Origin of the sequence: Prosthecobacter fluviatilis, from assembly GCF_042655725.1 — a bacterium.
In the GTDB taxonomy this organism is placed as follows: Bacteria; Verrucomicrobiota; Verrucomicrobiia; order Verrucomicrobiales; family Verrucomicrobiaceae; genus Prosthecobacter; species Prosthecobacter fluviatilis.
Genome location: NZ_JBHSMQ010000007.1, coordinates 247,954 through 272,668 on the forward strand (window position 1 = coordinate 247,954; position 24,715 = coordinate 272,668).

The window sequence follows — 24,715 nt, forward strand, 5'->3', positions numbered from 1 at the left end:
AGTACCGGGGGCTCCCGCAACCCTCAAACAGCACGCATCAAGACTGGTACTGGCCGCGACGGATCTCGGAGCCTTTGAAGATGATGCGGAAACGGAAGACCTTTTTCTTGCGGCACTGAATCTGCCCTGTTTGCAGATCAAAGCGTTCGGGGATCTCGATGCGGTGCAGGTCTGCCGTGGCGTGGTAGCCGCGCTCGGAGAAGATGTCGATGAGCATCGCCAGCGCTTCGGGATCGTGGAAAAGCTTGTCCTCGGTGTTGATGTCCGCGCGGCCGGAGATGGCATGCCGCACGATGATCGGCATCATCTTGTCCTGAATGAAGGTGACAACCGCCTGCATCAGCTCCGGCTTCTGCACCTTGTAGCCATCAAGACGGCGTACGAGATCCTGGCGTGCATGCCGCACGATCTCGCTGGCCAGCGGCAGGTCGCGGAGCTGGTCAAAGGTGCGCGGGTCCAGCTCCAGCGAGCTTTGGTACTCCAGCTCGCGGATGATGTTGTCCTGCACCAGCTCCAGAGGCGCCTGCGCATTGATGAAATGGTAATGGAAGATCTCCTTCAGTGAGACCAGCGCATCATAGGTCTTCTCTTTGAAGACCTTGTAGCGATTGCGCGCCAGCGCAGGATCAAAATCCGTGGCGCGTTCCTCCCACAGTTCACCCAGCCCCGAGCTGCGGACCTCGGCATTGTGCGCCAGCACCTCCTGGCCGCGCTTGAGCTGACGGGCGATGCTTTCCGCCTCATCGACAAACAGCACCATGATGTGGAAGATGGGTTGCTTGAAATGCGCGGCATCGGGTGTTTCCGAAAAGTCGCGACGCAGGCGGATCATTTCATCAAAGAGCATCTTGAGACATTCCACCTGCACCTTGGTGCGTGGGAAGCCGTCGAGAATGGCCCCGTTTTGCTGCTCGGGCTCCAGGAGCTTGCGGATGAGGATGCCCACCACCTCGCGGTCGCCCACCATGCCACCCTGGGCTTTGAGCTTTTGCGCCTCCGGGCTGTCCAGCAATGCGCTGACCACAATGGGCTGCGCGGTGATGCCGCGCACCTCGCGGATGAAGTCGGTGTTGGTGCCCTTGCCAGCGCCCGGTGCGCCCCCGAGCAGGATCAGCTCCTTCGGGAAGCGCAGCTTGTCGCGGCCATACTCCTCTTCGAGCTGTTTCCAGACATGATTGAAGATAAGCTGGGCATCTTTGATTTCCAGGTCTGCCGGGGCGGCGGGCTTGGCTGGGCTTTCGGTGGAGGCGGTAGGCATGGCAGCGCTTATCCCAAGGAGCGTGACTTGCCAAGTCCCGGGTTGAGGTTTGACGTGGTTTACGCCTCATGGGGCAGTGCGACACGTCAGGTGTCGGCACTTGCTGCTAGCCCTTCAGCGTCATCAAATACGCGAGCAAATCAGCCACTTGCTGCTCCTGCAGCGCATCCAGCAGCCCCTCTGGCATCAGCGAGCGGCGGATGAATTTGGTGCTGCGGATGTCTTTTTTGTCCAGGCGGCGATCGGGCAGGCCGGGCTGGCGGATGATGGTGGCCTGCTTGTCCTCGCTGACAAAGAAGGCGTCGATGAGATCTCCGTTTTTCATTTCCACCCGGTAGATGCGATAGCCGGGCTCCATGGCGGCGTTTGGCGTGAGGATGTTGCGCAGGATGGCCTCCAGACCCATGGCACCCACGCCGCTGAGGTTTGGCCCGATCTGCCCCCCTGCATTGCCGATCTGGTGACAGGCCATGCAGAGGGCGCTGAGGGCCTTGCCATTGGCTGCGTTGCCTTTGGGAGCCAGAGCGGTGAATTGGGCGAACTTGGTGTCCAGCGCCTTGGCCTGTTCCTCCGTGAGCAGCGGTGGAGTATCGATGGTTTTGGCGATGCGAGCGCCTTTGCCAAATTTGGAGGCCGCCGTGATGATGGCGGGGTGTGAAGCAAGGCTTCGGTCAAAATGGGCGCGAATCTCCACTGCAGTGCGGGCGCGGTTCCACACACGGAATTCCGTGATCGCTCCTTCAGTCCCTTTGTTGGGACCACTCCAGCCGATTTTGCAGTTTTCCCACTTCGCGGGCGCGGGCTTGGTGCCGGTGGCATCCAGCTCGCCATTTTGGTAGATGCGGATGATGTTCTTGTCGTCGCGTGTGACGGCGATGTGAGTCCAGAGATCCGGTGTCATAGGTTTGGAGGCCACACAGACGTCCTTTAATTCGGAGCCGGCATACACGCGGAATTTGGAGGCAAAGAAGTTCATGTCGACACCACCCGGCGTGCCGAGCAGGCTGTCCGCATTGTTGATGCCTTCCGAGAGGCGCACCCAGGCCTCGACCGTGAAGGGGCCGTTGAGCGTGATCTTGGAGTCCACCCAGGCGGTGTCTTCGCCATCCAAAAGCAGCACCTCATGGAAGATGCCGCCAAGCTGCTGCTGAAGTTTCTCCAATGCAGGATCACCACCGAGCACGGTGGCGAGCTTTTCGATGGTGAGGCCGTCGAGATCGGACTGCGGCAGAGATTTGTCGAGCAACGCAGCCACAATGGTCTGCGCTCCTGCCTTGGTGCTGGCGATGCTGCTGAGCGCGTCGTGTCTCTGAGCAGGCTGGAGGCTGGGGTAGAGAGCGAGGAACTTTCCGGCGGCATCAGGTGCACGTGAAGCTGCCAGAGCTTGCAGCGCGGCATCGCGAATGAGCAGATTGCCATCGGATTGAGCAATCAAGGCAAGCAGGCTGGAAGCGCTGCTATGAAGATCGCGCAGTGTGTTAAGAAGAGCGACAGATCGCCGCTGCTCCACCATCGCGACGAGATCCCCCTCGAGTGCAGTGAGCTGAAAACCGCCGATAAGCTGCAGGGCTAAAGTGATGCGGGCACTCATGCCTGCATCGGCGCCCTCATTGCGGGCAGGAGTACCCGCATCCCTGTGGAGCATCTCCTTCGCAGCTTCTGTCAGCAGTGGCGCGATCTTGGCGGCGTCCAGCTTGGTGCGCTGCGCCAGCAGCTTCTCTGCGACAGCCACTCGGGATTTTTCATTCGTCAGCAGCGTCTTCAGAGCATCGCCCACACCGGGCTCTTCGGGAAACTGAGCCAGACGCAGAAGCTCCTCATCATTCGGTGCGCGGTCCAGTTGAGGCAGCAGCTTGGCGACACGTGAGGCGCTGGCCTTCGGCTCCAAGGCCAGCGATGCCAGCACGCGGGCTTCCACTGGAAGCTTCACCGCAGCCTCGGAGTCGAGGAACTTTGCGACGACGACAGGGTGACGTTCAAGGAACATGCGCACTAGGAAGCGTTCGAACTCGCGGTCATAAGCCTCACGCACAGGGATTTGTTTCGGCCCACGGGAGGATTGAATGGTTGGACCGGGGAGGCTGGGTTTCGCGAAGGCCAGCAATGCATCAATGGCCTCCGTTTCTTCTTCACCATGGTTTGGCCCCTCAACGAAGGCCAGCAATGATCCGAGCGAACGAATGCCTGCAGCTCGTACCGCAGGATCTGCATCTTTCGCCAGGCCGCGCAGCTGGGCGGTCGAACGAGAAGTGCTGACACCGTGGGCATCAAAGGAATAAAGCCTTCCCCCGAGGAACTCGGCTGCGGTCCGCCGAAGCAGTGGGGCGGCGTGTTTGAGGGGCAGCATGTTCAAGTTTTCTGTTTGGAACGACCTTGTGCCGTGCTCTTGAAAAGCCCACAAAGCCTGGACTGTCATCGCCGTCGTTTTCACGGCTTGGCTGGCTGTGTGGCTGAGGCTGACTAGGGTATCGTCGGATTCACCGCTGCGGTCCGCTAGTGTCTGCCATGCCAGATGCGCTTTTGCGACGGGCTCCGTGCCAAGCATTGCGATGAGTTTATCGCTGCTCAGCTTCATAAAGTCAGCCACTTCCGTTTTCGCACCCTTCGGCTTCACACGCCAGATACGCCCCCTCGTCTTGTCACGATCCGGATGCGTGCGCGGCACCTCATTGTGGGAGATGATCTTGTTGTACCAATCCACGATGTAGATGCAGCCATCAGGCCCGTTGGTAAGGCCCACAGGACGGAAGAAAGGATCATCGCAGGTGATGAGGTCGGGAAGTTGTTCAAGTTTCCAATACGCGCCGTCACGGTGCATGCCGATGGTTTGGATCTTGGAGGTGATGGGATTGGCGACGGCCATGGTGTATGCGGCTTTGGGGTCGCGGAGAGAGCCGCTCTCAATCAAAGCAAGGCCGCTCAATCCCGTGCCACCCATGCGGAACTCGGCCTGCGGAGGGAAGTCGGGCTGATAGCTCTTTTTGAGCGCCTCCATGCCGCCGGGATAGTACGCATACTCATGGAAGGGCATGATGGGGTAGCCATAATCATTGGCCTCCTGAATGAAGGTTTCACCTTCGCCGGTGATGACGAGTCCCCAGATGTTGTTGGGGCCGACGCTGGTCATTTCAAACTCGTTGCCATCGGGCCGGAAACGTGCCATCCCGCACTTGGGGTAATCAATGACCACATCGCTGCCGGGCTTGCTCACCTTGCTGTTGTTGAAGAGGCCCTGCGCCATCCAGATCCAGCCGCCGGGGGCACGCGTGAACTGATGCGGGAACAGGTGCGAATCCTGCACGCCGAAGCCGGTGAGAATGACTTCGAACTTGTCCGCTTTTCCATCACCATTGGTGTCTTTGTACAGCTTCAGGTCATGGCCGTGCTGAACGTAGCACGTATCACCATTGCCCCAGGGCAGCATCCCCGTCGGGATGGCGAGACCGTCGGCAAAGACGGTTGGGTTGGTGAGTCCACCCGCGGGAATCGGCCCATTCACCGACTCCCGCGGATAGACGATCACCTTGTCCTTGCCATGGGCCGCATACACCGCCTCTGCGGCTGCGGGGTTTTCATTCGCATCCACCGGGTACTCCAGCGCCGTCTGCGTCCACATTCGCCCTCGTTGATCAAAGTAAACGCTGACGAATTTGCCGAGCCCTTCGCTTTCTTTGACGACGAGCTCGATCTCATAGCCTTCGGGCACACGGAACTTTTTCAACTGCTCCTCGGCGGTCAAAGCGGTGCCTTGGACGTTGTTGTAGCTGATGTCACGCTTCGGTGCCTCGCTAGCATCAGCCTGCGGCTTCGGCGGCGGGGCGACGAGTTTGCGCGCGGCGTCCACTCCGCCAAGTGACTCCCATGTCGGCGCACCGGGCGTGGGCGGCAGTTCTTCAATCGTCACATCCTTCACCTGCACGAGGCACACACCGCCGCTGTGCACCTGCGGGCCGAGGAGGCCGTCCAGCGCAATGTTCTTGTCCGTCTCGGTGTAGTCCATGCACTGCACACCGTTGATCCACGTCTGGATGCGCGGCCCTTCGGCACGGATGCGGTACTCATTCCAGCCGAGGACATCGACGGCCTTGTCCAGCGCTGCCTGCTGGTCGGGCGTGGGTGCCCAGATCACTTTGTTGCGACGGAACTCATCGTAAATTTTGCCAAACCAGCCCGCGCCGCAATCCACCTGATACCCCGTCATGTGCGCACCACCGGGCACGCGTAGGCTGCGAATCTGGATGCCGCTGTTGAGCATGCCGGTTGTTGGATCGCCACTGACCTTGATCTTGAGCTTCAGCTCAAAGTTCTGGTAGCTCTTCTTGGTGCAGATGAAGTGGTTCTCCTTGATCTTCTCCGTGGTGGAGCCGCCGGTGATCATGCCGTCCTCCACACGCCAGATTTTCGGGTCGTAGTCCCAGCCGTCGAGCGTTTTGCCGTCAAAGAGGGAGACTGGCTCCGCATGCAGCGCGGTGGTGAGAAGGAGCAGGGAGAGGAATTGCTTCATGGTTGGAATAACGGGTGGGATAAACGCAGGCTAGCAGGACCGCATGCACGGTGTCATGCCTGAAATGCACCTGGTCTGCGCGTCAAGCAGCGGAACTTGCCAAGGCTGCGCGGCACGCTGTAATTTCCCCCCATGACGACCAACCTCGCTGAAACCACGCTCGACGGTCCACGCACGCGTCGCTGGGTGGTGGAGTCGCGGGAGTGTGTGGAGATGACGACGCACCGCATCGCACGCTTTGGCATGGATGAGGCGCTGCCGCCCTACCGCCGGGTGCGTATGAGCCCGACGGGAAGCTTTGTGCTGGCCTGCGTGAGCGGTGAGGGCTCCATCCTGCTCGATGGCCGCTGGCAGCGGGTGCGTCCCGGCATGGTGTGCCTGGCGCCGCCTCGTGTACTGAATGCCTTTGAGGCCAAAGGGCGCGAGCGCTGGTGCTTTGCGTGGGTGCGGTATGATGAGCCCAGCTTTGTCACGCCCGTCGTGGGTGCCGCATCGCCTGTCATGCCCACGGCGCGTGCGGATGAAATCGTGCGCATCATTTCCGGACTGCGTGCGGAGTGGGAAGGGGAGCGCGAGCCGCGCCTGCTGCATCACTGGCTGGAGCTGCTGCATGGCACCATCCGCCGTATCGCGCAGCCTTGGCGCAGCCGGGAGCCGCGTGTGGCGAAACTTTGGGCGGATGTGGGGCGCGACCTGATGCGTGACTGGACACTGGCGGAGCTGGCGCACCGTAGCCATTGCAGCCCGGAGCACCTGCGCCGCCTGTGCATGAAGGAGCTGGGACGCAGCCCGATGCAGCACCTGACCTGCCTGCGCATGGAACATGCGCGCCGACTGCTTGAGGCTGGGAACGACAAGCTCGAAGTCGTGGCCGCCAACGTGGGCTATGCCAATGCGGCCATCTTTTCCCGCGTGTTCAGGCGCTGGGTCGGCGTGGCGCCGGGTGAGTACCGGGGCGGCGTGTGATGCATTCCGACGCTTGCCATTTTTACATTTGGCTCCTAGTCTGATGGCTTTGATATGCAACACGATCTCGCAGAAAGCATCCGCAGCAATCTCCTCACCCAGGCTCTCATCGTGGTGCTCTGTGTCTCCTTTTCCAGCAGCCGTCATCTGCAGACAAATGACATGGTGGAGCTGGAAAAGCTGTATGTGACGCACCGGCTGCTGACCGCCACGGCGGGCGATGTGCGGCATGACGACAGCGATTTCGACGAGTCGGTTTCTGACAAGCTGGCGGCGGACATGGAGCGTGGATTTACCATGGGCACCACGGCTCTGGAGGTGGACTCCCTGGCGGTGTTTCTGTCGAAGACGAAGGCGGATTATGATCCGCCCGTGCATCGTCTGGCACTTCCCAGCGGTGGGTGGCTCAGGTTTCGCGCCAGTCATCATTCGTTCAAAGAGCTGGCTCCGCCGCCTGCCGGGAGTGATGTCCCTCTGTATGAAATCACCATCCTGGTGGGGGAAAACTCGGACCTGCACCGCAGGACTCCCTACGCCATCAAGCTGACAAATGCAGAGAAAAGCAGGCACCCGGCCTCTGGCAAAACCGCATGGGAGCTCATGGCGGTGCGTGCGGTGGCTGACCACCATGACGAGCCTTTCAGCGCCACGGACATTGAAAACCGCATCCGCCTCAAAGCCCAGGCATGGACCCAGGCCACGGATTCGGTGGACAGCCTCTACGCTGCCTGCCGCTATGCCTACGAAAACGAGCAGATCACCATCCCCATGGTGAATGTGAAGCTCTCCGCCAGCCTTGCGCTGGCCGCGCTGGCGCTGGTGTCCACGGCACTGAGCGCGCATGCCTCCTACCAGTGCCGTGTGGCCCAGGCCGGAGAGGGTGCGGAAGAGGGCAGCAGTCTGCTCATTCTGCGTCCGGTGGGCGGGACGGTGCTGCCCGGTTGGTGGCATCATGTGGTGGCCCAGGCGGAGGTTTTCTTTGTGCAGCCTCCCTACTGGGCGGGTCTGCTGGCACCGGTCATCTGCTCCCTGCTTCTGGGCCTGATCCACCGCGATGTGGAGTTCTGGTGGCTGGGCTGGCTGCTGCTTCCGTTCGCGCTTGCCTACTCCTCCCTGCTTGGAAAAAGGATCGTCGGCTCCTCATGGAAGCATCTGTGAGATACCCGTTTCAAGGAGCGGGACTTGGCAAGTCGCGGCTTGGGAGGCGTTGATGCAGTCTTGACTCGACTTTAGCCCGTTGTCCTCAGGCCCGACGCAATCGCATTGATCGAGATGAGCAGGTCCGTGACCATGGCGTCTGCGGCTTCTGTCTTCTCAGCGGCGACAAGCCCACGCCATTCGCGCAGCAGGGCGATCTGCTGGTGGTGCAGCACCTTCAGCGGTTCTTCACGGATGTTCAGCGTGTAGGCCAGGCGTGGGCGGCGCGCTTCAAAGGTGCCCTGGAAGAGGTCGTCGATGATGGCGCGCGTGGCTTCGTATTCGCTGAGGATGGTGCCGAGGAAGCGGTCACGCACAGCGCTGTCTTCTACCAACGCGGCGTAGGCGCGCATGAGGTCGGTATTGGCGCTGACGAGCGAGCTCTCGATGTTGGTGAGGACGTAGCGCAGGAAAGCAGAGCCGGGAAGGGACGCTGCCAGCTTAGCGTAGCTTTTGGGGTCGTCGGTTTTGAGCTTGGTCAGGGCGCTGCCGGCACCAAACCAGCCGGGCAGGTAGAAGCGCGACTGTGTCCATGAAAACACCCAGGGGATGGCGCGCAGATCGTCGAGCGAAGCCTGGCCGGTGCGGCGGGCGGGGCGGGAGCCGATGCGAGAGTTTTCCAGTGCATCGATGGGCGTGGCCTGCCGGTAGAACTTCATGAAGTCCGGCGCGTGCAGGAAGGCGCGATACGCATCGCGGCTGTCGGCAGCGAGTTTGTCAAAGAGCGGCTCAAGCTCCGGCGGGGCGCTGGATTCGGTGCAGCGATGGCGTGCGGTGGCCGCCGTGGCGGAGGCCATGAGGAGTTCGGCATTGTACACGGCAGAGCCGATGTGCGCGTATTTCTGCGCGATGGTCTCGCCCTGCTCAGTCATGCGCATGCCGCCGCTCAGTGAGCCGTGCGGCAGCGCCTCCATGAACCAATGCGTGGGGCCTGCACCGCGTCCCACGGTGCCGCCACGTCCATGGAAAAAGATCGGGCGCACGCCATGGCGCTGGATCGTGCTGGAAAGCTCGCGCTGTGCCCGGTGCAGGGCGCACTGGCTGGCCACGATGCCGCAGTCCTTGTTGGAGTCGGAGTAGCCCACCATCATCTGGAAGACCGGTGTGCCGCCCTTGCTCTGTGCGAGCAGGCTGCGCTTGGCGATGGGGTGGGAGAGGAAGGCCTCGACGATGCCAGGGCCGGACTCCAGATCGCCCATGGTTTCGAACAACGGCACCACCGGCAGCGGGCACACTAGGCCTTCAGCGCTCCAGGTCATGAGCCCGGCTTCGCGGGCCAGGAGGAAGACCACCAGCATGTCCTCGACGTTGCGAGTCATGGAGATGATGAGCGAGCCCAGGCCGGCATTTCCAAACTGGGCACGGTGATCCGCCAGCACGCGGTAGCAGTCCAGCACGGTGTCAGCCTCAGGCCCGGCGGAGATGCCAGGAGCGAGGAAGGGGCGCGGGGAGGCGAGTTCGCGCTCCAGCAGCTCGCGTTTCTTTTCCAGCGGCCAGCTGATGAAGGAGCCGCCGTCCAGCAGGCCCGCGGCACGCAGGAGCTGATCGAGCGCCTTCTCATGAAAGGCGGAGTTTTGACGCACATCGAGCACGGCGGAGTGAAAGCCGAAGGCCGTGAGATTACGGCGGAGGGGCACGATCTGCTCCTCGACCACAGCCTTTGCGCCGACCTCCAGAAGCGTTTGCGCCAGGATCTCGATGTCTGCACGCAGCTCCTCCGGCTGCACGTAGGCGGCGGGGGAGCCGGGATGCTCTATGGCCAGCACGACCTTGGCCCGCATGAGGTAAACGGCGGCACGCCACGGCTCCTCTTTGTTGCGCTCCAGGATGTAGGCCAGATCCACTCCAGGCTCGGTCTTGAGCTGGGTGCTGAGGGTTTCGATCAGGGCTGCAAGCTGCGGCGGCGTGACCTGGAAAAGCGAGCTGAGAGGCAGGTGAAAGGCCAGCGCCTCAAGCGCCCGGCGCTGCACCCGCAGGGCGTTTTTGCGCATGACCTTCAGCGCATGGCGCGTCACATCCGCAGTCACAAAGGGGTGCCCGTCGCGGTCCCCGCCGATCCAGGAGCCGAAACGAATCAGCGGCGGCAGGCTGTCGATCTGGGCCACATTGTATCCGGCGGTCTGCCAGGCTTCGCGCAGGTGTACGTGGGCACGTGTCAGGGCCTCGGGAAAAACATCGCGCAGGTAGTGCAGCGCGTTTTGCAGCTCAGCCTCGATGCTCGGGCGCGTGACGTGGATCTCCCCCGTGCGCCAGAGGTTTTCGAGCTGGGTCTGGAGCTGGCTTTGCAGCCGGGCCTGCTCACGCGGTGTGTAGGCCGCGTTTTCATGCCGGTTCATCAGGCTGTAGATCTCGCGGTGCAGTTCGCGCACGGTCTCGCGCTTGGCCTCGGTGGGGTGCGCGGTGAGCACGGGCTCCACGCAGACGTCCTTCAGCGCGGCGAGGATGTCCGCCTCATTCAGGCCCAGGCTGCGCAGCTGCTTCAGATTGTCCGCCCACAGGCCCTTTTCGGCCTCGGGCCCGCTTTTTTTCTCACGCAGGCGGCGGATCTGGGAGGCGGCGCGCTCCTCCACCACATTGAGCATCTGAAAGGCGATGGAGTAGGCCTGGCCGAGGGAGCGGTTGGTTTTCTGCGGCGCTCCGGTGCCGATCCACGGCAGGCAGGCGGCCAGCTCCGGCTCTCCCAGCTTTTTCAGCACGGCGGAGAAGGCCTCCATGAGGTAGCGCAGATCGTCTTCGAGAAGCTGAAAGCCGTGGGTGCGGAGGTTTTGCGGGGGAGATTCGGACATGGCTGGGGGGTAACGGGCATCTAAGCAGGAAGGATGCCTGATTCATGAAGCCATGCCGAAAGCCGAAGGAAAAGCCAAGATCAAGCGGCAATCGCCTGAATGTCGGCTTTTAGACTGGATAGGCCCAGGGCTTGCGGTACTCGCGGCTCATGAGCTTGCTGGCCTCGGCGTCCCCGATGATCAGCTCCTTGTCGGCGTCCCACTGGATGCTGCGGCCGGCCTTGTAGCTGATCATACCCAGCAGAGGCAGGCAGGAGGAGCGGTGGGCGCTTTCGATGTCCGCCACGGGCTGCTTTTTCTTTTCGATGGCGTCGATGAAGTCGTTCCAAAGCAGGGCAATGTTGTGGCCGTGCGGCTCCTGAAGCTGGTGGTTGCCGTGCTGTTCGGGGCTCTTGGGGTCCACGGGGTAGAATGTCCAGCCGTCGCGCCAGCCGATGTGCAGCACGCCTTTCTCGCCGTAGAAGTAACAGCCGATCTTGTGCTTTTCGTTGTTGTTGTCGGCAAATTTGCGGTGCTCCCACACGGCGGTGAACTGCTCAAACTCAAACGTGGCCACCTGATGGTCGGGGGCGTCGGTGGTCTGCTCCTTGTCATTGAGCACGGCAGGTCCGGCCACGGGACGGCCGCCGGTGCAGAAGACTTTCTTGGGCCCCTTTTCACCGCTCCAGAGCATGATCTGGTCCAGCCAGTGCACGCCCCAGTCGCCCATGGTGCCATTGGCATAGTCCAGGAAGTTGCGCCAGCCGCCGGGGTGCAGCTTGGTGTTGAAGGGGCGCAGCGGTGCCGGGCCGCACCACATCTCCCAGTCCATGCCTTCGGGGATCTGGCTGTTGGGTTTGGCCTGCTCGGGGCCGCCCTTGCTGTCGGCAAAGGCGCGGACCATGCCCACCTTGCCCACGGCACCGGATTTGAGAAACTTCATGGCCTCCACATGATGCGGGCCGATGCGCCGGTGCAGCCCCACCTGCACGACCACGCCCGCCTCGCGCGCAGCCTTCACCATGGCCTTGCTTTCATTGATGGTGTGCCCGGTGGGCTTTTCCACAAACACATGCGCCCCGGCCTTGCACGCAGCGATGCTCTGCAGCGCATGCCAGTGGTCCGGGGTGGAGATGATGACGATCTCCGGCTTCTCCTTGTCCAGCAGCTCGCGGTAGTCCTTGTAGAGCTTGGGCTCGTCACCGTTCAGGCCGTTGACTTCATCGCTGGAATTCGAGGCCACGTCCTCATGCACGTCGCACAGGGCGCAGACCTTCACGCGCCCGGAGGCGATGGCCTCCTTGAGGATGTTCATCCCCCACCAGCCGCAGCCGATCAGCGCCGTGCGGTACTTTTTGGCCGGATCTGCCCCGAAGATGTGAAACGAGGAGGCGGCAAACGCAGCGGAAGTGGCGGAGATGAAATGGCGGCGGGATGTCATGGATGGGGGCGATGAAAGCATGCGGCCTCAGAATACGCCAGCCATACGGGAGGCTTTGCGGGGAATAAAAAGCACTCACGGGCTTCAGCCCGTTTTGGACAAAGCGGTACGTCATCCAGAGCGAGCTAAAGCTCGCGAGTGCTTTGATATTGGCCCCAGTTGCGGCGCAACTGGGCAGCTTTATGCAAACAGCTCCATGATGGCCTTGCCCTTGTCGCCCACAGTGAAGGGGCGGTTGCTGGGGGACATGACGACTTCGTCGATGGGCAGGCCAAGGCTCCAGCCGATGGTGGAGAGGAAATCCTGCGGGCTGGCCTGCTTGTCGGCCACGGCCATGCCTTCCTTGTCGCTGGAGCCGTAGATGAAGCCGCCTTTGATGCCGCCACCTGCGAGCAGGGTGGAGAAGACCTTGGGGTGGTGGTCGCGTCCGGCGTTGCCGTTGATCTTGGGCCCGCGCCCAAACTCAGAGCAGAGCACCACCAGCGTGCTTTCCAGCAGGCCGCGCTCCTTGAGGTCTTCCAGCAGCGCGGAGAGCGCCACGTCGAGCTCAGCCCCGTGTTCTTCGAGGCCGTCGTCGATGTTGTTGTGCATGTCCCAGCCGCCTTTGGCCACTTCGATGTAGCGGATGCCTTTCTCAACGAGGCGGCGAGCCAGAAGGCAGCCTTGGCCGAATTTGTTCTTGCCGTACTTTTCCTTCAGCGCCTCGGGTTCGTCATCGAGCTGGAAGGCCTCCAGGTCCGTGCTGGACATGATGCTGACAGTTTTGTCGTAAAACTGTGTGTAGCTCTTCACCTCGGAGGTTTTGAAGCGCTCGCGGAATCCGGCATCCAGCTGGTCCAGCATGGAGAGGCGTTTGGACATCTGCTCCGGTGTGGCCTCGCTCTTGGAGTATTGCAGCCCCACATCCGGGTCGAGGATGGGCAGGGGGGAGAAACTGGAGGGGAAGAAGCCGTTGCCGTTCTGCGGCTGGCGGTTAACGCACACGCTGGAGGGCAGTGTCTTGTGGCTGGAGCCCAGGAAGTGCTGCGCCCAAGCGCCGATGTTTGGATGCTTGATCGTGCCGCGCTGTTCATAGCCGGTGCGGATGACATACTGACCGGCGGCATGCACGCCGGTCTTGGAGGTCATGCTGCGGATGATGCTGATCTTGTCCGCCTGTTTGGCCAGGTTCTCCATCGTGCCGCCAAGCTGAAAGTCCGCCTTGGTTTTGATGGGGGCTTTCGGTCCCTGCGTCGGGCCGTCCTTGGGGTCCAGCGTGTCGATGTGCGTCATACCCCCGACCATCTGGAGAAAGATGACTTTCTTGGCTTTGCCAAAGCCGGGGCCGGATGGGGCTGCGGTCTTGGCTTCCTCGGCGGTAAACGCCCGTCCTCCCAGGCCATGGAGGACGGTGACGCCCAGGGCGGCGCTGGCCCAGCGCTCGCAGAAGGCACGGCGGGAAAGAGGATCAAGCTGGTTGTGAAGGTTCATGGCGGCAGAAGGTCGGAGGGTTATTCCACGAAGATGAATTCACGGGTGTTGAAGAGCACCCAGGTCAGGTCACGCATGGTCATGCCGCTGCCCAGTCCGGCCACGGCTGTGGCCAGTTCGTTGGCACGGGGCTTGCGGCTGAAAAAGCTGAGGTAGAGGCTCTCGACCTGCTGCTCGGGCGTAGCCTGTGCAGCGGCCGTTTTGATCACGAGCGAGTCATTCTGGCCGATGACGCGCTGGGCCTCGCCATTCATGAGCATGAGCACCTGGGGAATGCTGCCCTCCTCGCTCTCGCTGTCGGCTATCTGGCGGTCGCTCTGGCCAAACATGCGCAGGAAATGCTGGTCCTTCTCCGGCTGGGGCAGCTCGGAGGCACGGGCCAGCACGAGCCCGTTGCGCACCGGCGGCGCGAGCGTGAGGTCTTCCTCGCCGCCCTGGTTCATCATGCGTTTCTTCCTGTTCTTCGGATTGCCCTCCGCTTTGCCTCCGCCGAACTGGCGCATGCTGGCCACGGCCGTTTCGATCTGCTCTTTGAGGACATCAGGAGAAGCTCCGCCGCTGAGATCGATGCTCATGGCCTTGGCATAGGTGGCACCGCGGTGGCCCTTGAATTTGTCCACGTCCGTTCCGACCACGAGCGCGGCGCATGAGTCCCAGGCCTGCTCTGCGGTCATGCGGCGGAGGATCGGACCTGGAAAGAGGTAGGGGGTGTTGTCCGCCAGTTCGTGGCTGGTGGCTTCGCGCTGGTAGGTGTCGGTGTTGCAGAGCACACGCAGGAACTGCTTGAGGTCGAATTTCAGGCGCACCATTTCATTGGCCAGATGATGCAGCAAAGGCGGGTTTGCAGCGGCATTGGGGTCGTCCAGGTCTGTGACCGGTTCCTTGACGCCGACGCCGAAGATGTGCTTCCACATGCGGTTGGCGATGGTCATGGCAAAGCGCGGATTGTCCGGCGAGGTCATCCATTTGGAAAACTGGGCACGCAGTTGCTCGTCATGCTTGGTGGTCTGCACGCCCTGGTAGGCTTTCTTGGCCTTGTCATCACCCCAGGTGATGAGCTTGGGGGTGACGAGATCTCCGGGCTTGGCATCTGAGTATTTGTAGTCATCCGGCAGCTTCAAGTCGTTCTCACTGGTGTCTTCGACGGCCAGGGCATTGACCCGCAGGAGGTTCTTTGCCTGCTGCTGAAGCTTTTTGTTGTCCAGCGACGCCAGCACTTTGCGGATGCCCTGCATGCCCGCGCCTGCGTTGCCCTTGGCTCCGTAGGTTTCCGTGGCGCCAAAGAAGGCCGCCATTTCGTAGAACTGGCGCTGCGTCCAGTCGGCAAAAGGGTGGTCATGACACTGCGCACAGGAAACATTGGCGCCGAGGAAGGTGCTGAGCGTCAGGCTGAGGTTGTCCAGCCTCATGCCGGCATCCCGCAGGAGGTAGCCTGTGGCGCCGTTTTCGAGCAGCTTGCCTTCCGCCGTCATCATGGTGTGCACGACCTTGTTCCACGGCACATTCTGCGAGATCTGCTCCTTCAGCCAGTCCTGGTAGGTGTAGAAGCGCGCCTTTTGGGCCACATCGGCCATGCGCAGCATGTCAGCGAAGTAGTTGAAGAGATGGCTGGTGTAGCCCTCGGAATTCAGCAGCCGGTCGATCGCCTTGGCCCGCTTCGAGAGACTGGGGTCGTTGATGAATTCCAGTGCCTCCTCCCGCGTGGGGATGCGCCCTGCCAGGTCCAGGAAAACGCGTCTGATGAACTGTTCGTCAGACGCCAGCGGGTTGGGCTGCTGGCCTGCTTTCTTCAGCCCGGCTTCGACGAGCATGTCGATCTGCGCGGCGGCCTGGGCTAGATTTGGGTCGGCGGGAATGCCGAGGCCTTCCGGCTTGAGCGTTTTGGCGGCCTGCTGATCGGCGGCTGAAAGCTTGTCCAGCGAGAGGCGATAAACGTAGCCGTTGCGGACCTGCAGGAAGACGTTGCCATTTTCAATGCCACGGAAAGTCGCCTCAAGCTTTCGTCCCTGGGAGTCAGTCCAGGTACGGTAAACTTCATTGTCAGCCTGAAGACCGGTGACAAGGAAAGCACAGGCAAGGGGGAGGCAGAGGCGCGTTTTCATGATGTGATCGTCCGGTGTTCCGGGTCGATGGCGGGTTAAACGAAGGGGGCGGGTGCAAGTTTCAACTCTTTTCAAAATCCCTCTCCGACTGCCTGTGCCATGGCTTTTCATTGAGCCCTGGTGCGGCTCTTTCCAGCCGTCCTGGACCAGATGACCTCCTGGTGTGAGCCATAGGCACACGGCTCGCTGGATGCAGATGATCTCCCCCCATTAAGCCTCCCCGTGGCTAAAAGCTTGACGAAAGTCGGTCATGACGCCAGTTCTGGCCAATGAACGCCTCATCCACCAGCCTGTCTCCTGCCTATATTCCTCGCCGCATGTTGGGTGCCGCCCTGCTGGGGGGGCTGCTGATGGTCTCTGGGTGGGCGATGGCGGATGAAGTCGTGCCTTTCCCCAAGCTTCCAGAAGGAGCGGGTGCGATCAGTGCCAAGGCCCCCAAAAGCTTCACCGCAACCGAGTCAGGCCTGAAATATCGCATTCTGCGTCCTGGCACGGCGAACAAACCCACTGCCCAGCAGCGTGTGGTTGTGAATTACCATGGATGGCTGTTTAACGGTCGTGTCTTTGACAGCTCCTACCTGCGCGGCATGCCGATCACGTTTGGCCTCAACCAGCTCGTCAAAGGCTGGACAGAGGGCCTGCAACTGGTGGGCACAGGCGGGATGATCGAACTCGAAATTCCTGGCTACCTCGGCTACGGCCTGCAGGGCCAGCCAGGGGCGGGCATTCCGCCGAACGCGACGCTGCACTTCGTCGTGGAGCTGATTGAGATTCTGGGAGAATAAAAGCGGGGCAGGGCAGGGGCTCCTGGCCTGCTGCTGCCGTGGCATAGGGACTCACCACCCACTCTTTACATTCCACACTTCCACCAGGTCTTTGGGCAGGTCGGTGATGAACCGTGAGGGGCGCATCATGATGTCGCCATCGCGGGCTTGGTGGTTGATCACGGGATAGGTCAGGTACAGCTCGTCTTTGGCCCGTGTGACCGTGACGTAGAAAAGACGGCGCTCCTCCTCCAGCGCGCTGTCTCCTCCTTCGTCGATGGCGCGTTTGTGCGGGAACATGCCATCGGCCAGCCACACGGCGAAGACGACGTTCCACTCCAGGCCCTTGGCCTGATGCCCGGTGGTCAGCGTCACGGCATCGCGGTCCTGCTGCGCCTGCTGGGCAGGGTTGTTGTCCGTGTCCACGCCGCTGAGCAGGGAGAGCTGGCTGAGAAACTCCAGCGGGTCGGTGAAGCGGTCGCTGAAGTTGCTGAGCTGCTCCAGGTCCTGCTGGCGCTGCTCGTAGTTTTTAAACTTGGACTTCATGTAGTCCTCATACACGCCTTCGGTGATGCTGCGGATCATCTGCGCCGGTGCGACGGACTTGCCGTCCTTGTCGATGAGTTCGTCAAGCGTGTACGCAAACTGCTCCCAGGTGGTCTTGGCCTTCTTGGGAACCTTCATCGGGATGAGCACTTCTGAGAAGCTGGTGGGCATTGTCTCGGCCTTGGCGGCGTCAGACTTCAGCCACTCCTGCCAGAGCTTGGCGGCGCTGACATTGCCGATGCCTTCGCACAGCCGCACCATGCGCATGAAGCTGACCTCATCCTGGCGGTTCACCGCAAACTTCATGAACGCAGCCACATCCTTCACATGCGCCTGCTCAAAGAAGCGCAGCCCGCTGGTGATCTGGAAGGGGATGCCGCGCTGTGTCAGCTCCATCTGGATTTCCATGCTGTGGAAGTGCGCGCGGTAGAGCACGGCGATGTCGTTGAGCTGCACGCCCTCGTCCTGCAGCTCCAGGATGCGCTGAGCCACAAAAGCCGCCTGCGCCGAGGAGCTGTCCAGCGAGACGAGCGCGGGCAGCATGCCTTTGGACTCACGTGCGGGCAGGAGGTTCTTCGGAATCTGCCCGCGGTTCATGGCGATGGCGGCATTCGCCAGATTCAGCACCTCCGGCACGCTGCGGTAGTTCACCTCGATCTTGTGCACACGGGCGCGGGGCCAGTGCTGGTCGAATTCGAGGATGTTGGAGACATCCGCCCCGCGCCAGGAGTAGATGGACTGCGCGTCATCTCCCACGACCATGAGGTTTCCTTGCGGCCCGGTGAGCAGCTCGACCATGCGGCACTGGAGGCTGTTGGTGTCCTGATACTCATCGACGAGCACAAACTCAAACTGCCTGCGGTAGCGCTCCAGCAGGTCTTCGTTTTCCTCCAGCAGCTGCACGGTCAGGGCCAGCAGGTCGTCGAAGTCCATGCAGTTGGTCTCGCGCTTTTTCTCCTGGTAAAGTGTGCGCATCTTGAGGATGCCGCTGGCCACTTCCTCAAAGTAGGGATAGCGCGTGTGGATGATCTCCTTGAGGGAGCAGAGGGTGTTGTCTGCGAGGGAAAAAATATCTCCCAGCACCTCCGCTTTGGGAAAGCGGTAGGTCGTGGTGTCGATGCCGCTGCTGCCGAGCACGGTTTCCATGAGGTCTTTCTGATCCTCGCGGTCCATGATGGAAAAGCCTTTGCGGTAGCCCAGGCGCTCGGCGTTGTAGCGCAGGATGCGGTTGCCGATGCTGTGGAAGGTGCCACCCCAGATGCGGCTGGCATCATGGGTGACGAGCGCCTGCACACGCTCCTGCATTTCACGGGCGGCCTTGTTGGTGAAAGTGAGCAGCAGGATGGACTCGGGCTGGATGCCGTTGTCCAGCAGCCATGCTACACGGTACGTCAGCGTGCGCGTCTTGCCGCTGCCTGCACCGGCGATGACCAGCGCCTGCCCGGGTGGGCTCGTGACCGCCGCATGCTGCTGCTCATTGAGCTCCGCCTTGTAGTCGATGCGGTTGCTGGGTTCGTGCGCGGTGTGCAGCGTGTAGTTGCGGGCCATGGTGGAAGTAGTGGGGGCGACGCGGTGCGTCAAGGCTGCGCAACGCCTCCCCTCACTTCGGTACCTGGATCAATCCCGCGCCCACCGCCGTGGCCGGGGCTTGCAGCGGCTCGGCCGTCCGCGTCAGCAGCGGGATGATGTTGGGCCCGTAGTACCCGCGCCCCAGCAGGTAGGCGACGACACCGCTGGTGATTGCCGTGGCCTGGGAGGTCCCGCTGCCGATGACGAGCCGGTTGTCGGCATAGCCTGAGACAATGCCCACCCCCGGTGCCACCAGGGTTAGTCCCGCGCCTGAGTTGGAGAAGTACGCCTGCGTGCCATTGGCATCCACCGCCCCCACACTGAGCACGCCGGAAATCCCTGCCGGCATGGAGAGCGCGGTCTGCTGCTCATTGCCTGCGGCGGCCACGACCACGACATTGCGGCTTTGCGCGTAGCGCACCGCTTCATCGAGCACCGGAGAGTCCGCGTTTGCCCCCAGGCTGATGTTGATCACTCGCGCGCCGAGGTCCGTGGCCTTGATGATGGCGGAGGAGACCAGCGCGGTGTTGCTCTCGCCATTCGCGTTCGCCACGCGGATGTCCAGCAGGCTGGCCGCAGGTGACACACCGCCCACATTGGGATCATTGCCGGCGATCAGCGATGCCATCGCGGTGCCGTGGCCGTTGAAGGCGCTGCCGTCATTGACGAGGTCGTAGTGGGTGATCTTCACTCCCGCCAGCGATGGGTGGCTGCCAATGCCGGAATCGATGACGGCTACCGTGATGCCCCGGCCCCAGCCCGAGCGGTCGCCCGTGGCGCCGATGGCGTCCAGCCCCTGGCTGCGAAATGGGACGCTGCCACCGGCATTGGCCGTGTCAGTTTGGGCCGGAGGAGGTGGCAGGCCGGGAATGCGCGTGATGAGATTGGGGCCTACATGCGTGTAATCCTCGGCATGGGCGCTCAGGTCGCGCTCCAGTGCCCTCGTGTCACGAAAGCGCACACGGGCGGTGCGCAGCTTCACATCATAGCCCAGCACCTCCAGCCCGAGCGCGGCCGCACGTTCACGAAACGCAGCAAGCGCCTCTGGCGTACGAAAGGTCAGCAGCGCCTCGTTTGGCATGGAGCCCGGCACATTGAGCGTGGCGATGACGGGAGAGGCCGCCGGTTTTGCCTGAGCCTGTTCGGCAGCAGGCGGAGCGGGCGCTTGCGGCATTGCAATGAGTGCCAGCGTGCCGCCGGTGCTCTGGCTGCGCTTTGCCTGGGGGAATTCCTCCTGGATGGAGGGTGCCGCATGCGACTCCCACAAAAACCACAGCACCGCCGCCACCATGATCAGCAAGGCGGAGGCGAAAAGCATGACGGGCAGGCGGCTGGTGCGCATGGCAGTGCGCAAAATTTCGCACATTGCCGCCATGGCGCGAGTTCTGCTTTTCGTGAAGCGCATGGCACTTTCCCGAATTCCAACCTTGTCGCCATGAAACGCACTGCCTAATCTCGCCGCCATGTCGCAAAAGAAAGAAGCCTGGGGATCACGTCTTGGAGTCATCATGGCCGTCGCGGGCAGCGCGGTGGGCCTGGGGAACTTTCTCCGCTTTCCCGGCCTCGCCGCGCAATACGGCGGCGGCGCTTTCATGATCGCCTACGCCATTTCCTTCCTCATCATCGGCCTGCCCATCGGCTGGGCGGAGTGGGCCATGGGGCGCTATGCGGGCGGGAAGGGCTACAACTCCGCGCCCGGAGCCTTTGCCGCCATCCTGAACAAGCCCTGGGCCAAATATGTGGGCATCATCGGCGTCATCGTTCCGGTGATGATCTACATGTACTATGTCTTCATTGAGTCCTGGTGTCTCGGCTACGCGGTGAAGTTCTGGACGGGCAGCGTGGACTTGAAGACCACCGCGCAGGCGGTGGAGATGTTTAAAGGCATGAGCGGGCAGATTGGCGACGGATCCGCGCTGTCATTCTCGTGGAATTCGGCGCTGCCATGGCTGCTGCTCGTGTTTGCCTTCAATTTCTGGCTCATTTACCGAGGCATCTCAGGCGGCATCGAAAAGATGTGCAACTACGGCATGCCGATGCTCATCGTGCTCGCGCTGGTGGTGCTGGCGCGCGTCATGACCCTCGGCGCTCCAGATCCCGCCAAGCCCCACGACAATGTCGTCAATGGTCTGGGCTACATGTGGAACCCCAGCAAGGTGCAGATCGAGCGCACGCACCCTGCGCCGGGTGAAAGCAAGGTGGTGGAGGAGCTTGTGGGAGCGGCGGCCATCACGGCTGCGGAGAAGAAAGTGGCCGCCAGCAATGGTGTCTTGAAGCTGGTCACCATCACCCCATGGCAGCAGCTTCAAAACCCGCTGATGTGGATGGCAGCGGCGGCGCAGATCTTCTTCAGTCTCTCCGTGGGGTTCGGGGTCATCATTGTCTATGCAAGCTACCTGCGGAAAAGCGACGACGTGGTGCTCAGCGGCCTGACGGCTAGCAGCGCCAACGAGTTCTGCGAGGTGGCGCTTGGAGGGCTCATCACCGTGCCGGCGGCGGTGGCGTTTCTGGGGCTCGCATCCGTGGCGGGGCAGGGCACTTTTGGCCTGGGCTTCACTGTGCTGCCTCTGGTGTTTGCCAAGATGCCCCTGGGTGCATTTTTTGGTGGTGCTTTCTTCTTCATGCTCTTCCTGGCAGCGATCACCAGTTCGATCTCCATGCTCCAGCCTGGCATTGCCTTTCTTGAAGAGGCGATGAATGTGGGCCGCAAGGTGAGCGTGACCATCCTTAGCATGCTCACCACGCTCGGCACCGGCTTCGTGGTCTATTTCACCAAGGAACTGAAGGCGCTCGACACCCTGGACTTCTGGGTGGGCACCTTCCTCATTTTTATCCTGGCCACCATTCAGATCATCGTCTTCGGCTGGCACTGGGGCATCGAGCGCGGCCTGCGGGAGGCGCATCAGGGCGCGTCCATTCGCATTCCACGCTTCTTTGGCGTCATCATGAAATGGATCTGTCCGGTGTTTCTCCTGACAATCTTCGCCCTGACGGTTTTGACGAGCGTGTTTGGCTTTGATCTCAACACCAAGACCTTCGGCAGCGCCTCATCCTACGTGCTCGATCTCATGGGCGGGATGAAGGACGGAAAGCCGGTCACGACAAATCTGGCCGCGCAGCTCAGCGTGGCGCTGGTGGTCATCGTCGCCGCCTTTTTTGCGCTTCTCTCCTCCCGTTCCAGATCCTACCAGCGCGCCGAGCAGGGCCTGAACAAACACGATTAACCGCCCCCCACCACCATGACCACCTCCGGTCTCATCGTCATGCTTCTTTCTGTTGGCACCGTCACCAGTCTCTTTGGCTGGTGCATCTACAAGGTGCTCACCACCCCGAATGAAACGGAAAAAGTTCACGGCGTGGACCTGCACACGCCGGACATGGACGCGGAAAGCTAGCGTCAGCAACTTTCGCCCGCCTACACCGGCAGATGAAAGTACCCATGGATGTGGGGCTGACCGCGGAAATACCAAACGAATTCCGGTCCTTCGATCTGCCAGGTGTCCCAGACCCTGTCTGCGCCGATGTCGTATTTTCCGCCGTAGCAGGAGACAAAGAGGCGCTCGACGAGTTTCTTGTCTTCGATGATCTTCATGGTGGAGGCCACGTCATCAGCACGGAAGCACACCAGCATGCGGCGCATGGTTTCGAGCAGCTTGGCCTGCTGGTCCTTGCTGAGATCCGCACCGCTGAGCCCGGGCAGGTCGGTCTTGCGCTTCTCGATGACGAGGGAGGGCTTTTCTGAGCGCGGCTCACGACCCACGAGAATCTTCTCCTGCTGTTTGCCGTCGAGGGACTGAACGAACTCGTTGAATACCAGCCCCTGATACCAGAAGGGATTGCCCTCGTGGTCCTTGGACTCGTTGAAGGCCTTGGCAAAGTTGCCGTAAAAGATGGGCCTGCCGCCAAAGCCGAGGCCCCGGTCCGTGTGGGCATGGCAGCGCCGCGTGACGTGGTGCCCGGTGTAGATGAACTCAAAGTCCTCATCCGCAGGCGTGCCGAAAAAGCCGACGGAGGGCGTGTTGCTGATTTTGCCCATCAGGTCCTTCTGCACCTGCCAGTTCATCTTTTCGCGGTGGTCGGGATGATGCAGCGACTCGAAAATCTGCCGCACGAGGTCCTGCTGGTCCTGGGTGTAAAAGGTATGCAGGCGCTGCTCGGGACAGATGTACCACCAGTTGCTTACGTAGCCGCGTTGCGGGTGGTCGCGTGGCAGCACAATCTTGGTGCGCTGCTCCTCGGTGAGGCTTTTGTAAAACTGCATGGGCAGGGAGTCCTTGCCCGCGGTGGCGGCCCGCAAGGAGGGAAAGACGGAGAATGCAGCGGTGGCGCCCAGCGAGCGCAGGATGTCGCGGCGGCTGAGGACCTTCCTCTCAAAGGGGACGTGGAACGTGTTCATGCTGCGATCCTCTCAGAAGCTGCTGAAAAAGACCAGCGCAAAGTTGGCCTCAGGATGGCAGCCGGCTGGGGGTCATGACTGCACCTCGGCGATGTATTCGCGCACGGCACGCAGCGTCTCGCCAGCCACGTCTGCCCGAGCCTTGGCAAAGGGCGGGCGGAACCACGGGAAGCTGCCGATGAGGTCCGGCGTGACGAGCACCTGGCCGTCTGTGCCGCTGCCCGCGCCGATGCCGATGGTGCTCGCCTTGATGAGACCGGTGATCTGCGTGGCGACGGCGGGCACCATGCTTTCCAGCACGATGGCGACGGCTCCAGCTTCATCCAGAGCCTGCGCATCCGCGATGAGCTGGTCGACGGATTCAGCGGTCTTGCCCTTCTTTTTGTAGCCGCCTTCCAGCTTCACACTCTGCGGCAGCATGCCGATGTGACCGACAAAGGGAATGCCCGCGTCAGTGATCGCGCGTACCTGCGGCAGCATGCTCACGCCGCCTTCCAGCTTCACGCAGGCCGCCCCGCAGTCCATGAGACGCCGGGCGTTTGCCAGCGCCAGCTCCGGGGTGCTGTAGCTGTCAAAGGGTAGGTCCGCGATGACGGGTGCCCGCTTCACTCCACGGCAAACGGCGGTGGTGTGGTGCACCATCATTTCCATGGTCACGCCGGTGGTGTCGGGCATGCCCAGCACCACCATGCCGAGTGAGTCCCCAACGAGTATAAGGTCCACCCCGGCGTCGTCCAGCAGACGGGCGGTTGGGTAGTCATAGGCAGTCAAGACGGCCAGCTGCGGGCCGCCGGTCTTGCGTTGAGGGAGGTCGTTGAGGGAGGTCAGCATGAAGGGGGAAGGCTGTAGCGGGGAATTTTGATGCGTTTGAGAAGGATGAATGCGGCCAGAGGATAAAGCAGACCGAGGACAATGCCGACGTAGCCCGCGGCTAAAGTGATGTTCCGGGTCGTCTCCATCATGGCCGGGTTTTTGACTTGCTGAAGCGTGTGCGAAAGCGTGAAGGGCAGGGTGTAGGTGATGGTCAGCCAGGTGGTGAAAAGCGCCGCCGCGAAGCCATAGAGGGCACAGCCGATGGCCACCTTGCGGGCAAGGGCACTGAGACGCAGGAGCCCCACTCCCGAGCCAAACTGCACCACAGCGAAGACAAGGCCAGGTAGAAACAGCGCACGCATGATGGATGCGTAGCTGGGATTGCTGCGGAGCATGTCTGCCATGAGCCCGGTCTGCCCTTCGAGCGGTGCGAAGCACAGCTTGCCGTTTGAGAGCATGCTGACGAGTGTGAAGCTGCCAAAGAGAATGTACAAGCCGCCGATGATCTGGAGAATGGAGGCTGACTTGGTGGGTGCTGGGGTTTCCATGAGGTGGGCATGCAATAGGACAGCCAGGGGATGCGCTGTCACGCTGAAAAATCATGCGTGACAGACGATCTCTCATGTCATTGAATATGGGTCCAGTCTGCTTTCACCCAACCTGATCTGACCATGAAAACACTGCTGTCTCTCTCCGTGCTCTTTTCATTGCTGTCCCTCAACGGTATGGCCGCCGAGCCGCCGGTGAACACCGAATGCCCGGTCTGCCACAAGGATGCCCGTCTGATTTTCCGCAGCACGACCAAGGACGGCAAGCGCGTCATCTTCGCCACGGCGGAGTGCAAGGACAAGTTCGACAAGACTCCTGCCAAATACACGGTGAAGCCCAAGTCCTGATCTGTGGCATGGCATCTGATTAGCTAGG

17 protein-coding genes are annotated in these 24,715 nt (G+C 61.7%); 6 read left to right on the forward strand and 11 right to left on the reverse strand.

What is annotated here, in order from left to right:
• Positions 1-37: 37 nt before the first annotated feature.
• Positions 38-1,258 (reverse strand): nucleoside monophosphate kinase, encoded by a 1,221-nt coding sequence (locus ACFQDI_RS18505; RefSeq protein WP_377169560.1) that lies wholly within the window; start codon positions 1,256-1,258, stop codon positions 38-40.
• Positions 1,259-1,364: 106 nt separating this feature from the next.
• Positions 1,365-5,762, reverse strand: coding sequence for a PVC-type heme-binding CxxCH protein (locus tag ACFQDI_RS18510; protein ID WP_377169562.1), 4,398 nt, complete (start codon positions 5,760-5,762; stop codon positions 1,365-1,367).
• 132 nt (positions 5,763-5,894) lie between these two features.
• On the opposite strand from ACFQDI_RS18510, the gene ACFQDI_RS18515 reads away from it, so the two are divergent.
• Positions 5,895-6,728, forward strand: coding sequence for an AraC family transcriptional regulator (locus tag ACFQDI_RS18515; RefSeq protein WP_377169564.1), 834 nt, complete (start codon positions 5,895-5,897; stop codon positions 6,726-6,728).
• A gap of 54 nt (positions 6,729-6,782) precedes the next feature.
• Positions 6,783-7,886 carry a hypothetical protein gene (locus tag ACFQDI_RS18520; protein ID WP_377169566.1) on the forward strand — a complete coding sequence of 368 codons (1,104 nt, stop codon included), beginning with the start codon at positions 6,783-6,785 and terminating at the stop codon, positions 7,884-7,886.
• Between the two features lie 71 nt (positions 7,887-7,957).
• Here the strand turns inward: ACFQDI_RS18520 and ACFQDI_RS18525 are convergent, their stop codons facing one another.
• The 4 genes from ACFQDI_RS18525 to ACFQDI_RS18540 form a co-directional block, all read right to left on the reverse strand.
• Entirely contained in the window at positions 7,958-10,711 is a 2,754-nt protein-coding gene (locus ACFQDI_RS18525) for a phosphoenolpyruvate carboxylase (RefSeq protein WP_377169568.1), read from the reverse strand.
• Positions 10,712-10,820: 109 nt separating this feature from the next.
• On the reverse strand, positions 10,821-12,131 hold the full coding sequence (locus ACFQDI_RS18530; RefSeq protein WP_377169570.1) for a Gfo/Idh/MocA family protein: 1,311 nt from the start codon (positions 12,129-12,131) through the stop codon (positions 10,821-10,823).
• A gap of 180 nt (positions 12,132-12,311) precedes the next feature.
• The gene (locus ACFQDI_RS18535; RefSeq protein WP_377169572.1) at positions 12,312-13,601 is read right to left on the reverse strand and encodes a DUF1501 domain-containing protein; all 1,290 of its coding nucleotides are present in this window, start codon (positions 13,599-13,601) and stop codon (positions 12,312-12,314) included.
• 20 nt (positions 13,602-13,621) lie between these two features.
• Entirely contained in the window at positions 13,622-15,703 is a 2,082-nt protein-coding gene (locus tag ACFQDI_RS18540; protein WP_377169574.1) for a DUF1549 domain-containing protein, read from the reverse strand.
• Positions 15,704-16,020: 317 nt separating this feature from the next.
• Between ACFQDI_RS18540 and ACFQDI_RS18545 the strand changes: the two genes are divergently transcribed.
• Positions 16,021-16,488 carry an FKBP-type peptidyl-prolyl cis-trans isomerase gene (locus ACFQDI_RS18545; protein WP_377169576.1) on the forward strand — a complete coding sequence of 156 codons (468 nt, stop codon included), beginning with the start codon at positions 16,021-16,023 and terminating at the stop codon, positions 16,486-16,488.
• A gap of 51 nt (positions 16,489-16,539) precedes the next feature.
• Here the strand turns inward: ACFQDI_RS18545 and ACFQDI_RS18550 are convergent, their stop codons facing one another.
• The gene (locus ACFQDI_RS18550) at positions 16,540-18,561 is read right to left on the reverse strand and encodes an ATP-dependent helicase (RefSeq protein ID WP_377169578.1); all 2,022 of its coding nucleotides are present in this window, start codon (positions 18,559-18,561) and stop codon (positions 16,540-16,542) included.
• Between the two features lie 52 nt (positions 18,562-18,613).
• Entirely contained in the window at positions 18,614-19,924 is a 1,311-nt protein-coding gene (locus tag ACFQDI_RS18555; protein WP_377169580.1) for a S8 family peptidase, read from the reverse strand.
• Between the two features lie 121 nt (positions 19,925-20,045).
• Here ACFQDI_RS18555 and ACFQDI_RS18560 point away from each other — a divergent pair, with 121 nt between their 5' ends.
• Both ACFQDI_RS18560 and ACFQDI_RS18565 read left to right on the forward strand, forming a co-directional pair.
• Positions 20,046-21,806 (forward strand): SLC5/6 family protein, encoded by a 1,761-nt coding sequence (locus ACFQDI_RS18560; RefSeq protein WP_377169582.1) that lies wholly within the window; start codon positions 20,046-20,048, stop codon positions 21,804-21,806.
• A 15-nt stretch (positions 21,807-21,821) separates the two neighbouring features.
• Complete coding sequence (locus tag ACFQDI_RS18565) at positions 21,822-21,977, forward strand: hypothetical protein (protein ID WP_377169584.1); 156 nt, start codon at positions 21,822-21,824, stop codon at positions 21,975-21,977.
• A gap of 20 nt (positions 21,978-21,997) precedes the next feature.
• Here the strand turns inward: ACFQDI_RS18565 and ACFQDI_RS18570 are convergent, their stop codons facing one another.
• The 3 genes from ACFQDI_RS18570 to ACFQDI_RS18580 all read right to left on the reverse strand — a co-directional run bounded on the left by ACFQDI_RS18570 (position 21,998) and on the right by ACFQDI_RS18580 (position 24,339).
• Entirely contained in the window at positions 21,998-22,978 is a 981-nt protein-coding gene (locus tag ACFQDI_RS18570) for a DUF3500 domain-containing protein (protein ID WP_377169586.1), read from the reverse strand.
• Positions 22,979-23,050: 72 nt separating this feature from the next.
• Positions 23,051-23,809 (reverse strand): 3-methyl-2-oxobutanoate hydroxymethyltransferase, encoded by a 759-nt coding sequence (gene panB / locus ACFQDI_RS18575; protein WP_377169588.1) that lies wholly within the window; start codon positions 23,807-23,809, stop codon positions 23,051-23,053.
• On the reverse strand, positions 23,803-24,339 hold the full coding sequence (locus ACFQDI_RS18580) for a hypothetical protein (protein ID WP_377169590.1): 537 nt from the start codon (positions 24,337-24,339) through the stop codon (positions 23,803-23,805). Before ACFQDI_RS18580 ends, panB begins: the two co-directional genes overlap by 7 nt.
• A 123-nt stretch (positions 24,340-24,462) precedes the next feature.
• Between ACFQDI_RS18580 and ACFQDI_RS18585 the strand changes: the two genes are divergently transcribed.
• Positions 24,463-24,687 carry a hypothetical protein gene (locus tag ACFQDI_RS18585; protein WP_377169592.1) on the forward strand — a complete coding sequence of 75 codons (225 nt, stop codon included), beginning with the start codon at positions 24,463-24,465 and terminating at the stop codon, positions 24,685-24,687.
• The last annotated feature ends 28 nt before the right edge of the window (positions 24,688-24,715 follow it).